Source organism: Phycisphaeraceae bacterium (assembly GCA_019636655.1).
Taxonomy (GTDB): domain Bacteria; phylum Planctomycetota; class Phycisphaerae; order Phycisphaerales; family UBA1924; genus JAHBXB01.
This window is the reverse complement of the sequence record JAHBXB010000007.1, coordinates 36,030-48,962: the sequence shown is the minus strand read 5'-3', so window position 1 is coordinate 48,962 and position 12,933 is coordinate 36,030. Positions and strand designations below refer to the sequence as shown.

At 70.0% G+C, this 12,933-nt stretch carries 10 protein-coding genes; 9 read left to right on the top strand and 1 reads right to left on the bottom strand.

Translation table 11 applies throughout. The features are described from left to right. Positions 1-38: 38 nt before the first annotated feature. Entirely contained in the window at positions 39-1,154 is a 1,116-nt protein-coding gene (locus KF745_14790) for a hypothetical protein (GenBank protein MBX3359684.1), read from the bottom strand. 134 nt (positions 1,155-1,288) lie between these two features. Between KF745_14790 and KF745_14785 the strand changes: the two genes are divergently transcribed. The 9 genes from KF745_14785 (at position 1,289) to KF745_14745 (ending at position 12,932) form a co-directional block, all read left to right on the top strand. Further along, a complete protein-coding gene (locus tag KF745_14785; GenBank protein MBX3359683.1) occupies positions 1,289-2,782 on the top strand; it encodes an immunoglobulin domain-containing protein in 1,494 nt (497 codons plus the stop codon). Between the two features lie 50 nt (positions 2,783-2,832). Then, positions 2,833-3,591, top strand: coding sequence for a dienelactone hydrolase family protein (locus KF745_14780; GenBank protein MBX3359682.1), 759 nt, complete (start codon positions 2,833-2,835; stop codon positions 3,589-3,591). Positions 3,592-3,684: 93 nt separating this feature from the next. Further along, positions 3,685-4,806 (top strand): hypothetical protein, encoded by a 1,122-nt coding sequence (locus tag KF745_14775; protein MBX3359681.1) that lies wholly within the window; start codon positions 3,685-3,687, stop codon positions 4,804-4,806. A 96-nt stretch (positions 4,807-4,902) separates the two neighbouring features. Further along, positions 4,903-6,009, top strand: coding sequence for an EamA family transporter (locus KF745_14770; GenBank protein MBX3359680.1), 1,107 nt, complete (start codon positions 4,903-4,905; stop codon positions 6,007-6,009). Between the two features lie 39 nt (positions 6,010-6,048). Beyond that, entirely contained in the window at positions 6,049-7,776 is a 1,728-nt protein-coding gene (locus tag KF745_14765; protein ID MBX3359679.1) for an LptF/LptG family permease, read from the top strand. 126 nt (positions 7,777-7,902) lie between these two features. Continuing rightward, positions 7,903-9,600 (top strand): glycosyltransferase family 39 protein, encoded by a 1,698-nt coding sequence (locus KF745_14760; GenBank protein ID MBX3359678.1) that lies wholly within the window; start codon positions 7,903-7,905, stop codon positions 9,598-9,600. Then, a complete protein-coding gene (locus KF745_14755) occupies positions 9,597-10,271 on the top strand; it encodes a phosphatase PAP2 family protein (protein ID MBX3359677.1) in 675 nt (224 codons plus the stop codon). The genes KF745_14760 and KF745_14755 overlap by 4 nt, the downstream gene beginning before the upstream one ends. Before the next feature lie 58 nt (positions 10,272-10,329). Then, a complete protein-coding gene (locus KF745_14750) occupies positions 10,330-11,523 on the top strand; it encodes an LptF/LptG family permease (GenBank protein MBX3359676.1) in 1,194 nt (397 codons plus the stop codon). A 125-nt stretch (positions 11,524-11,648) separates the two neighbouring features. Next, the gene (locus tag KF745_14745) at positions 11,649-12,932 is read left to right on the top strand and encodes a glycoside hydrolase family 57 protein (GenBank protein ID MBX3359675.1); all 1,284 of its coding nucleotides are present in this window, start codon (positions 11,649-11,651) and stop codon (positions 12,930-12,932) included. Position 12,933 lies beyond the last annotated feature (1 nt).

Sequence of the window (12,933 nt, the reverse complement as noted above, 5' to 3'; positions counted from 1 at the left end):
ACCCAGAATCCCCCGGACCGCCGGGGGATTTTTCTTGTTCAACGAAGGGCGGGGCGTGCGCGTCGGAGGACTAGCGGCGCGCTGCACAGCGCGAGCACGGCCATCGCGCCCGGGGCCGGCACCGGCCTGAGCAGCACGGCGGTCTGCCGACCGTCGATGCTCGCGGTCGCCGCGATCACGCCGTCGTCGGTGATGGCGTTCGCGGTCGTGATCTCGTAGTCGTACCCCGGCGCGAGGAACCGGCGAAGGTCGTACATCTCACCATCCTCCCACAGGAAACCGGTGAACCCGAGGGGGCTGTCGCTGGCGCCGACGATCTGCGACCGGTCGTTGATGTCGGCGGCAAACGCCCACGGGAGCGGGCCGCCGAGGGTGCCAAGATCAAGGAACTGCCCCGCGCGCCAGAGCACGGCCCGGTTGTCGTACTGTGCATCGATGATGGAACCAACCACCTCAGCGAGGTTGTTCACGGCGTTGGCCTGCCCGACGGACCCGGGCGGCGTCGGCAGTTCCGCCGCGATCTGCCCTGTCCAGAGAACGGGGCACGAGCCCCCCGTCTGCCGCATCGAGTGCCCGGCGACGTCGCCGGCGTCGCTGATCGAGAGCGCAAACGACTGCCCAAACCCGTCCGGGTTGGGAAGAACCACCGGAACACCGCCGACCCACACGGTCGCTCCGGCGGCGCTCCACCCGGCGATGTGGCCCGACTCGTTGATCGCCGCGGCCGCTCCGAACGGGCCACCGAGTGTGGGCAGGATCGAGAGGCCGCCCTCGGTCCAGACGGCGGGACGTGGCGAGCCTCCATCCGCGGTGCTCAGAGCGCCGACGATGGTTCCTCGCGAGTTCACGCCCGATGCTGAGGAGGAGCCGTAGCCGGGGAACCCTTCGAGTGCGCGCATCGTGCCGCGGCTCCAGGCAAACGCCTGCCAGGATCCGTCTGGCGTCATCGAGCGACCGACGACAGTTTCAGCGCCGGCCAGCGCCCCCGGGAGGCTCGCGGGGGTGCCCTGCGGCGCCTCGGCGAGCGAGCCGAGGACCTCGACGGTGTACCGCGGCGGCTCGGCGCGGGCCTGACTGATCGCGGAGCCGCACGCGAGCAGTACGACGGACGCAAGAAGAAGGGCGGGTGGGGCGGCCTGCTGTTCGCTGTTCATTCGACCAGAGCATCGGTCCGCTCCACGGGCCTACTCGAATTCACAACTTCAAACGAGGATGCACCATGGTGGTCCTGTATAGTCATCTTAAGAGCGGGCGATTGGTCGGCACACACTCACGCTGGAGGCATGCGATGAGGACGAATCGGATCACGCGCTTGGGCGTCGTTGTGGTGTTCGGTGTTGCCGGCGGCACGGCCACTGGAGGGCCGCCGACGTTTGAAGGGCTCGGCTTCTTGCCGGGGCAGACCTCCAGCGCGGCGAACGGTGTTTCAGGCGACGGCGCCGTGGTCGTCGGGAGTTCGCCGGCAAGCGGGGCAACGTACCCGTTCCAGTGGACCGCCGGGGGGATGTCCTCGCTGATCCCGGGCTGCCGCGGCTCGGCCATAGCCGCATCACATGACGGGAGCGCGGTGGTAGGGTACTACACGCTCGCCGGCGGGCCGTGCGCACTGCCCGGCGGCGAGGGGTTCTACAGCAACAGCACGACCGGGCAGTCGATGGCCGTCGCGATTCTCCTTGAAGGGACTTCGCCCGATGGTATCTGGTGGGTCGGCGCCGGAGTCGGAAACAGTTGCTACGTCTGCACCACGAGCACCGTTATCACGGTCCCGCCGCCGGGGGGGTTCGTCGAATCCATGAGGTCCTACGGCGTGACGTCGTCGGCCGGTCAGCCCGTGGTGGTCGGACGGATGGATTCCTTCACGAGTGGTCCGACAGCGTACATCTGGTCGAACGCGCTCGGTAATCTCTCGCTGGGTCCTACGACCTACTCGGCGTACGCCATCACGCCGGATGCCGGCGTGGTGGTCGGGGAACTGCGGCTGGGTTCCAGCGCGGGCGGCGGCGCCTTCCGATGGACGATGGCGGGAGGGGCCGTGCCGCTGGGCGGCGCTTCGGCGTGGGTGGCCCGGGCGGTCTCGGCCGATGGCGCGGTCATCGCCGGTTCGACGGGCGGCGCGATGTCGCAGGCGTACCTCTGGCGGCAGGGGCACGGCTCGTCGCCGCTGGCCATCGTCCTCACCCAGGTCTACGGAATCGATCTCACCGGGTGGACCCTGCGCGAGGCACGCGGCGTGTCGGGCGATGGCCGATCGATCGTCGGGACCGGCATCAACCCCCTGGGGCAGACGGAGGCGTTCATCGTGCGGGGCTTGTGTCCGCAACCGGCGATTACAACGCAGCCAGCCTCGAAGCTGGTGACGCCGGGTGCGACGGCATCACTCAGCGTGAGCGCGACCGCGGGCAGCGAGACCCTGACATACCAGTGGCGTCGCAACGGCGTTGACCTCACGGACGGCGGCCGAATCAGCGGGGCGCTGACGCCCACCCTGCAGATCTCCGGCGCCGAAGCAGGCGACGCCGGCGACTACACCGTCCGCATCGCGAGCAGCTGCGCAGGGACCACCAGCGCCGTGGCTGTGCTGACGGTCGGATGCCCGCCGGTGGACATCGACGAGAATGGCGTGGTCGAGCCCTCGGACATCGCGATCTTCGTGGCGTACTGGAACAGCGACCTCGCGAACGGGACGCTGCGCGCCGACTACGACCACAACGGGGTCATCGAGCCGTCCGACATCGCCGCGTTCATCTCCGACTGGTTCCGGGCCGTGCAGGCGGGGTGCTGAGCGGGCCGCCTGTACCGCCTCGCCCGCGGCGCGGTGTGTACGCTCCCTGCATGACGCTGCACACCTTGATCTCGCTTGTGGTGACGACAAGCGCTCTCTCGCTGCTCGCAGCATGCGCCGCGCCGGCGCGGGCGCCGGCGGCGGAGACCGCCACGGGGTTCATCCTCCGCCGGATCGAGATCGGGGGGCAGGGGTACGACTACGCTGTGTATGTGCCGCGCGGCTACGACGCCTCGCGGGCGTGGCCGCTGGTGGTCTTCCTCCACGGCAGCGGCGAGAGCGGAACCGACGGGCAGAAGATGATCGTGCAGGGGATCGGCAGCAACGTGCTGTGGAACGCCTCGCGCTGGCCGTGCGTGATGGTGATGCCGCAGAAGCCGGTGCAGAAGGCCCAGTGGGAGGCGTACGACGAGGTGGTGATGAGCATCGTCGATCGCACGACGCGGGAGTACACGATCGACGAGGATCGCATCGTGCTGACGGGGCTCTCGCAAGGAGGGCACGGGACGTGGACGATCGGGGCGGCGCACCCGGAGGTGTGGTCGGCGCTGGTGCCGATCTGCGGGTACCCCGAGCCGATGACCCCGGAGGCGATCGCCGCGGGGGTCAAGGGGATCCCGGTGTGGTGCTTCCACGGCGAGGCGGACGACGTGGTGCCGGCGGAGAAATCGCGGACCGTGGTGGGGGCGATTATCGCGGCGGGGGGCGAGGCGCGGCTGACGGTCTACCCGGGGGTGAACCACGGCTCGTGGGACCGGGCGTACGGGGAGGCGGAGTTACCGGGGTGGATGCTGTCGCAGAAGAAGTAGTTGACAGCCGACGCATCGCGGCCCGATCGTGGTCCTTAGTTGCGTTGCCGATCTTAGATTGAGTAGGCTGGCGTTTCGTGATGGAGGGTCGCCATGCGCACGGTTCACCAGGGCGTGCTGGTCATGATCGGCGCGGTTGTCGCCGGGTTGATCGCGGGGTGCTGCGCATCGGACTCCGAGCGGGCCGCGCCCGACGAGGTGGCCAGGCTGCGGGCCGAGTTGGCGGACTTCCGGAACGAGTCGGGATTCGCGACCACGCGGCTGGTGGGAGAGATCGAGACTCTCAAGGCGGTGGTGCGCGAGCGACCGACGTTCGATCCGGCGCCGGTCGCGAGCGCGGTGAAGGAGTTGACCGAGCGGGTGGCGCAGGGGCAGCGGGAGATGACCGAGCAGCAGCAGCGCGGGCTGCAGGGGCTCGGGGCACAGGTGGATGCGTCTCGCCGGGAACTCTCGGAGCGGATCGAGCGTGAGAGCGAGGCGATCCGGCGGCGGCTGGAGGAGAACGAGCGGGCGGTCGATCGCCGCACGGACGACGCCCGGCGCGAGATCATCGCAAGGGCCGAGCGGTTGAGCGAGGAGATCCGGGCGCGACGAGACGCCGCAGCGGCGCGCAAGGCGGAGGCTGACTGCAAGAAGGAGGAGACGAAGGGTGGCGACGATCGCATTGACCGTCTCTGGGTCGGGTTTGGACTGGGCCTGCTCCTGGTGACCGCGCTCTGGCTGCTGGTGCCCTTCGGCGATGAGTCGCCGAGCGAGGCCGTTCGCAAGCTGACAGAGCACCCCGAAGTCCGAGCGACGACTGATGCGGAACTGCTGAAGAGCCTGAGCGGCGAAGCCGGCAACTGGGCCCGCCACTATTCCACCGTGCGGATGACGGTCACGCCGTTTTTGATCGGCCTTGCCGCGAGCATCATGAGTTTCGCCTGGGACCGGCGCAACGCCGTGCTGCTGTTCACATCGCTGGGCGTGTGGCTCACGGCGGCGTTCCTGTTCCAGCGGTTCTCGATGAGGGAGTTCCGGGCCTCATCCCGGCAGAAGGTGTTCCAGAGGAAGCTGATTGGTGATGCCGAGACCAAGCCGCCCGGATTTGATTGGGCCAGAGGGGTCATGTGCGTGCTGACGTTGGCGTTCGGGTTCGCGTGGTGGGCGTGGTCGCAATCGCCGCGGCCCCTGCCCAAACCACCGCCGCCCCCGGTCGAGGTCGGGAAGAACTGACGCTGGGAGCGTTCCGCTTCGCACACCAGCCGGTAACCACCACTCCCCTGATCCGCCGCGCGCCCCGGGCCGGGCGCTACGCTCTTCGCCTCACGGATGGGGACCAGCCGAAACATCGCGTCATCGCATCGCACGCCCAGCCTCTGGATGGTCGCGACGGCGTACCTGTCGCTGTACTTCTTCTGGGGGTCGACGTACCTGGGGATCAAGTGGGCGGTGCTCGGCGGCGTGCCGGGGGAGCCAAACGTGGGGATCCCCGCGTTCTTCCTCGCGGGGGTGCGGTCGGTCATCGCGGGGGTGCTGATGTACGTGTTCCTCCGGTGGCGCGGCGAGGCGAGGCCGACGCCGCGGCAGTGGCGGTCGATGGCGGTGGTGGGCACGCTGCTGCTGCTGGGTGGCAACGGGCTGGTGACGTTCGCGGTGCAGTACATCCCGTCGGGGGTCGCCGCGGTGCTGATCGCGCTGCTGCCGATCTGGATGCTGGTGCTGGAGGGGTTCTGGGGCGGGGCGCCGCTGCGGGAGCGGGTGTCGCCGGCGCTCATCGCGGGGATCGTCATCGGGCTGGCAGGGGTGGGGCTGCTGCTGTGGCCCAAGATCCAGCCGCTGCTGGGCGCGGGCGACGGGCGGAGCCACGTGCTCGAGGCCGTCGGGGCCGGCGCCGTGCTGCTCTCGAGCTTCTGCTGGGCCAACGGGTCGCTGTATTCGCGGCGCCTGGCGGGGCGCGGCGGGCTGCCCTCGTCGCCGTTCATCGGCACGGCGATGCAGCTGATCTGCGGCGGAGCGGCGCTGCTGGTGGTTTCGGCGCTGCTGCGCGAATGGCGGCTGATGACCTTCGAGGGGATCTTCGGCAGCCCGCGCCCGATCGCGTCGCTGGCGTACCTGATCTTCGCCGGGTCGTTGATCGGCTACACCGCCTACATCTGGCTGCTGGGCGTCTCGACGCCGGGCAAGATCGCGACGTACGCGTACGTCAACCCGATCGTCGCGCTGGTCATCGGCTCGGTCGTCGGTAAGGAGGAGTTGACCGGGCGGGTGTTTCTCGCGGCGGGGCTGATCATCGCGGGGGTGGTCGTGATCGTGACGCTGCGGACGGGCCGGGCCCGGCGGCCCATCGGGGGGCCGGCCCCGAGCCTGGGGGCCGCGGAATCGCGATCGCCCGGCGGCGCGGCGGGAGCGGCGGGCGGTCAACCCCGCACGGAGTAAGGGTTCGGCGGGGCCCCCGCCCGCGTACGATCCCGGCTCATGCTCGCCCGGCCGCCGATCATCATCTGGACGTACATCTCGGTCGCGCTGTGGCGCCTGATCGTCGTGAGCGCGCTGGTGATCGTCTCGGTGCTGGCGTTCGCGGGGGCGGTGAAGTTCATGGCCGACGGCAAGCTGGGGCCGATCGACACGCTCAAGTTCATGGCCTTCGCCATGCTCCCGATGCTGGAGTACGGGCTGCCGTTCGCCGCGGGGTTCGCCGCGACGATGGCGTACCACCGGTTCGCGGTGGACAACGAGGTCGGGGCGTGCCAGGCGGGAGGAATGAGCCACCGGTCGCTGCTCGGCCCGGCGATGCTGGCGGGGCTGGGGTTGTTCGGGATCCTCCTGTACCTGTCGAATAGCCTGATCCCGCTGATGCTGCGGCAGATGCAGGAACTGGCGTACAAGGACGTGACGCGCCTGGTCGTCTCGTCGCTGCGCGCGGGGAGGCCGATCTCGCTGCAGGGGATGATGGTGACGGCGGACGTCGTGGAGTCGCTCGGCGCCGACAAGGCGACCGGGGCGTACGAGGTGCTCTGGCTCTCCGGGGTCACGGTCGTCAAGATGGACAAGTCGGGGAAGATCGAGGCCGAGGGCACGGCGAAGAACGCGTGGGTGTGGTTCATCTGGGGCGCGGGGCCGGGCGAAGGGGCCGGGCCGGAGGGGCCGTCGACTCGCCTGGTGGAGGACGACGGCTCGACGCTCGTCGTGATGCGCGCCGAGAAGCCGCACATGCACCAGCCCGGCAAGGCCGCGGCGGAGGAGGACTTCCGCACGTTCTCCCAGCGCATCCCGTCGCCGGTGCAGGACGACACCAAGTTCCTCTCGTGGAGCGAGCTGGAGGACCGGCGCGCGCGGCCGGAGTTGATGCAGCAGGTGGAGCAGAAGCGCCGGACGCTCGCCGCGACGCTGGGCGAGCGGGCGACCACGCAGCGCATGGCGGAGGCGATGGCCCGGTCCTCGCAGGTCACGCTGACCGATCCGGGCGGGCTGGGCTGGACGATCACAGCCCCCTCGATGCGATGGACCGGCAACACGTGGTGGGAGCTGGCGCCGCCGGGCGGCAGCGGCCCGGTGCGGGTGGAGCGGCACCTGCCTGGCGGGGGCGTGCAGGTGATGTCGGCCAAGCGGGCGCTATTCCACACCTACACCGATCCCAACGCGGCAGACCGCGAGATCACGCTTACGCTGCGGCTGGAGAACGTGAGCGTCTCGGGCGCCTCGACGGAGCCGGGCGCTCGGCAGACCTCCCCCACCGCCGGCGTACACCCGGAGCTCGAGTTCCAGCGGCTGGCGCTGCGGGACAGCCCGGTGCCGAACTTCCTGGCGATGCCGACGGCGGAGCTCGTGACGCTCGCATCGGAGGCGATCAAGGACGACCCCAACCCGCAGTTCGTCGACGGGCCGCGGAAGGACCTCGAGGCGCGGATCACGCGGCTCAACCGTGAGGTAACCGGCAAGCAGCAGGAACGGCTGTCGATGGCCGCGGCGTGCCTGGTGATGGTGATCACGGGATCCGTGATGGCGATGCGGCTCAAGGATTCGCTGCCGCTCGCGGTGTACCTGTGGTCGTTCCTGCCGGCGCTGGCGTGCCTGATGGGGCTGATCGCGGGTCGGCAGTTGATCTTCCAGAACCCGGCCCTGGGGGTGACGATGATGTGGAGCGGGGTCCTTGGACTGGGCGTGTTTACGCTCCTGGAGTACCGCAAGCTCGCGCTGCACTGACCGCCTCAGCGTTCCTTCTTCCACCGGGCGAGCCACCTTCTCGTGTTCAGCGACGCATCACCACATGCTGGCGGCGGCACTCCACGCGGGATCCCGCTGCGAGACTCGCTCCCCTCCCGCGGAGCGATGGTGTTCATCGTCGCGCTGCTGGCCGCGCGCCTGGTCTACCTCGGGGCGTTCTGCCCCTACGACCTGGCCGAGGACGAGGCCCACTACTGGGAATGGGCGAGGCACCTGGACTGGTCGTACTACTCCAAGGGCCCGGGGATCGCGCTGGCGATCAAGGCGGGAACGGCGATCGCGGGCAACACCGAGTTCGGCGTGCGGCTGCTGATGCCCGTCTTCGCGGCGATCACCATGTTCGCCGGCGCCGCTCTCGCCCGCGACGCCGCGAACGGCGGCACCTTCCCGCTCGACGCGGCCCGCCGCCGGCGCGCGGCGAGGGTCTCCACGTACGCCGCGGCATCGATCGCGCTGGCCCCGATGCTCCAGGTGGTCGCGCTGCTCTCGACGATCGACGGGCCGTACCTCGCCTGCTGGGCGTGCGCGGCGTGGGCCGCGTGGCGGGCCCTGGTGCGCGGCTCGTCGTCGGCGTGGGTGGCGCTGGGGGTGAGCGTCGCCGCGGGCTTCCTCTTTAAATACACGATGCTGCTGTTTGTCCCGGGCATGCTGCTGTTCGCCCTGCTCGCCCGCGCCCGGCTGCGGCCATCGCGGGCGTGGAAGCCGCTCGCGGCGGTGGCCCTGGTCCTGGCGGCGCTCGGCCTGGCGCCCGTGGCGGTGTGGAACTCGCAGCACGAGTGGGTCACCGTCCGGCACCTCCTCGGTCACCTGGGGCTCCGGGGCGGCGACGTGCCGCTGGCCAACGGCGCCGACGGGCTGGAGTGGAACCTCCTCGAGCCGATCAAGTTCCTCGCCGAGCAGGTCGGCATGATCGGGCCGGTGCTGATCCTCGCAGTGCTCGCGGCGGTCGAGGTCCTGCAGCGGCGCGCCGGGATCGCCGGGCTGGGGGAGGACTACCTCGGCAAGCTCTTCCTGGCCGCGTGCGCCCTGCCGATCCTTGCGTTCTACGTCCTCGTCGCGCTGGCCAAGGAAGCCGAGGGGAACTGGGCGCTGGGGGCGTACGCCACGCTGGTGCCGCTGGCGGGGTGGTACGCCTCCGATGCGATCGCCGTGTACCGCGCGCGGATCGCCGCGTGGCTCGCCACGCCGCCGGGCCCGGACGGGAAGCGTCCGTGGGCGGGGATCATGCGGCGCCGCCCGGAGACCGCGCCGCAGATGCTCTGGCACACCGCGGTGGTGTACGGCGTGATCACCGCCGTGCTCGGCGCCAGGATCGACCTGCTCAGCGCGGGGCTGGGGCGGGTTCTGCCGCTCGTGGGCGTGCACTCGTCGCCGATCCCGCTGCATCGCATCATGGGCGCCCGCCGCCTGGCGGAGAAGATCGAATCAGTGCGCCACGAACTCGCCGCGGCCACCGGCCTCGAGCCCTTCGTGGTCTGCCAGCACTACGGCATGGCGAGCCTCATGGCGTTCTACATGCCCGGCCACCCGACCGTCTACTGCTCCTCCGCCAAGCTCGGGGGCCGCCGCACGCAGTACGACATGTTCTCCCACACCGACCTGGATGACCCGCGCCTGCTGGGGCGTCCCGCCGTGATCCTCGGGTCGCAGGACACCGACGTCAGCGCCGCCTTCGGCTCGGTCGACTCGCTGGGGTTCCTCCCCGAGGACCCGGTCGCGGAGCGGAAGCGGCGGATCGTCCTGCTGGGCCGGGACTTCCGCGGCTTTGCGCCCCCTTCGGCCGATGCTGGGAAGCGACCATGATCCGCCGAAACCGCCGCACCATCGCCATCTGCTGGCTGCTGCTGCTCGCCGTGGCCCTCTCGTGGGACCGCGCCGGCTGGCTGCACGTGAGCCTGAACCCCAAGGACCCGGCCCAGGCCGCGCGGCTCGCCGTCCTGCAATCGCGCGACTGGTACCGCCTGCTGCGCATCGCGGGCTACTTTCCCACGTGGCTTGTCGTCGGCGCGGCCCTTGTGCTCGCCGAGCACTCCCGGCGCGAGCGCGGCCTGGCGCTCCCGGGCGCCCCCTCGCCGCTCCGGCGCGGCACGCTCGTGGTGCTGGCCGCGGGCGTGAGCGGGCTCGCGGCGGAGGCGTTCAAGTTCGTCGTCGGGCGCGTGCGGCCCGAGGACTCCGAGGGGTGGAACCGCCTCTGGGGGCTCGGCGAGCGATGGAGCCGCGGTTCGGACCTCTCGATGCCCTCCAGCCACGCGGCGGTCGCGTTCGGCGCCGCCTTCATGCTCGGACGCCTGTACCCGGGCCTGGGCTGGCTCGCCCTGCCGCTCGCGGCCGGGTGCGGGCTGACCCGCGTGCTCGCGGGGGCTCACTTTGTCTCCGATGTCGTCGCCGCGGCAATCCTCGGCTGGGCCGCCTGCGCCGCGATCTGGGCATGGGACGCCCGCAACAACTCCGGCTCCACGGCCGACCGGGCCTGACCGGCCGCCCCGGCACGCGAACAATGCCCCGCGGCGGCCCCTGGACCCACCGCTTCCCATGACGATCCTGGACCGGTACATCGCGCGGCAGTACATCATCAACACCGCGGTGTTGCTGTTCGTCCTCTTCGCGTTCGTGGTGACCATCGACGTCGCGTTCAACATCGAGCGGTTCATCGCCGCGGCCGAGGCCCTGGACCCCAACAACAAGACCTCCGGCGTCCGCCTCTCGGTGGTCACCGTCTTCCTGATCGCCGACCTGTGGTGGCCGCGCCTGCTGCAGCTGTTCAACTTCCTCATCGGCCTGGTGCTCACCGCCTCGATGGGCTTCACCCTCACCCAGCTGGTGCGGCACCGGGAACTGGTGGCCGTGCTGGCATCCGGCGTCTCGCTGTACCGCGTGGCGCGGCCGATCACGATCGTGACGGTCGCCGTGCTGCTGGTGCAGGTGATCAACCAGGAGGCGGTGATCCCACGGCTGGCGGAGAACGGCCTGCTCACACGCGACTACCGCGACGCCGGCCCCAAGGGCTTTGCGCTCTTCGAGGTGCCGATGGTCGCCGACGGGCAGGGGAACATCTTCTACGCCGTCAAGTTCGACAAGAACACCGACTCGATGCAGACCGTGCACGTCTGGCAGCGCGGGCCCGAGGGCCAGGCGGTGCGGCGCCTCTCGGCGCCCCTGGCGGTGTGGCGCCCCGCGGAGCCCGGCCCCGGCGGGGCGTGGGAGCTCCGCGGCGTCTCCGTGGTGCCGCTGCGCCCATCCAGCCCCGGCTCCCCGGCCTCGCCCGCCGCCACTCCCCCGTCACCCGCGACCCCCGGCGCCGAGCCGGCGCCGGGCAGCGTCGCCCTGGTCCAGACCGATCTTGACCCGACGCGCCTGCTGCTGCACCGCTACTCGGGCTTCTCACAGTCCCTCTCGTGGGGGCAGATCTCGCAGATGCTCGCGTCGAAGTTCATCGACGAGCCGACGCGCAACCGCCTGGAGCGCGTCCGCTGGGGCCGCCTCGCCCTGCTGGTCTCCAACGTCCTTGCGATCCTCATCAACCTCCCCTTCTTCCTGACCCGCGAGCCCAAGAACATGGTCATCCAGTCGCTCAAGTGCGCGCCCGTCGGGCTCGTCACCATGATGGGCGGCGTGCTGCTGACGTCCTGGAGCCTGCCGGGTCTGCCGCCGCAGTTCGGCGTCTTCCTCCCGGTGCTCATCCTCGCCCCGGTCGCCATCCTCCGCATCACGTCGATGGAGACCTAGCCGCCGCCCCGTCGGCGCGCACGCGCCACCGGCCCGGCCCCGCGGCGTGCTACGCTCCGGCGGCGCGCGGCCTCGGGTATGCTGCGTGTCCGTCTTCGCCGCCGCGCCACGCCCGGGACCACCCCATGACCTCAGTTGTGTTCTATTTCCAGGTGCACCAGCCCTACCGCCTCAACCGCTACACGGTCTTTGATACCTCCCACTACTACTTCGACACCGACAAGAACGGCGCGATCTGCCGCAAGGTGGCCGACAAGTGCTACCGCCCCGCCACCAGCCTCATCCTCGACCTGGTGCGGCGGCACGAGGGGCGCTTCCGCGTCTCGTACGCGATCACGGGCGTGGTGCTGGACCAGCTTGCCGAGTTCGCCCCGGACGTGCTGGACCTGTTCAAGCGGCTCGCCGATACGGGCGCGTGCGAGTTCGTCGGCGAGACGTACCACCACTCCCTGAGTTTCCTCTACTCGCGCGACGAGTTCACCGAGCAGGTGAACATGCACACCCGCAAGATCCAGGATCTCTTCGGCCAGACGCCCAGGGTCTTCCGCAATACCGAGCTCATCTACAACAACGACCTGGGCCACTTCATCGCCCACATGAAGAACCCCGACGGCACGCCGCGCTGGCTCGGCCAGATCTGCGAGGGCGCCGACCACGTCCTGGGCTACCGCTCCCCCAACTACCTCTACCGCCCGCCGCACACCGGCGATGGGCCCACCGGCCGCCCCTTCTCCCTGCTGCTCAAGAACTACCGCCTCAGCGACGACATCGCCTTTCGCTTCAGCAACCGCGGCTGGGCCGAGTGGCCCCTCACGGCCGAGCGCTTCGCCGGGTGGGTCGACAAGATCAACGGCGACGGCTACGTCTGCAACCTCTTCATGGACTACGAGACCTTCGGCGAGCACCAGTGGGCCGACACCGGCATCTTCCAGTTCCTCGACGCCCTCCCAGGCTGGATCTACGACACCAACCCCGGCCACAACGACTTCCTCACCGTCGGCGAGGCGATCGGCAAGTACGATCCCGTCGGCGAGTACGACGTCCCCCACATGATCTCCTGGGCCGACACCGAGCGCGACCTCTCCGCCTGGCTCGGCAACTCCATGCAGAGCAACGCCCTGCTGGAGACCTACAAGCTCGAACGCCCCATCAAGGCCCGCCTCGCCGCCGCCGTCAAGGCCGGCGACCAGCAGGAGATCAACGAGGCGATCTACCTCCTCGAGGATTGGCGCAAGGTCACCACCAGCGACCACTTCTACTACATGTGCACCAAGTACTGGGCCGACGGCGACGTGCACAAGTACTTCTCCCCCTACGACTCGCCGTACGACTCGTACATCAACTTCATGAACGTGCTGGACAACATCCGGTCCCGCGCCACGCCCGCGGCGGCGGTGAGCCGGCGCTAGT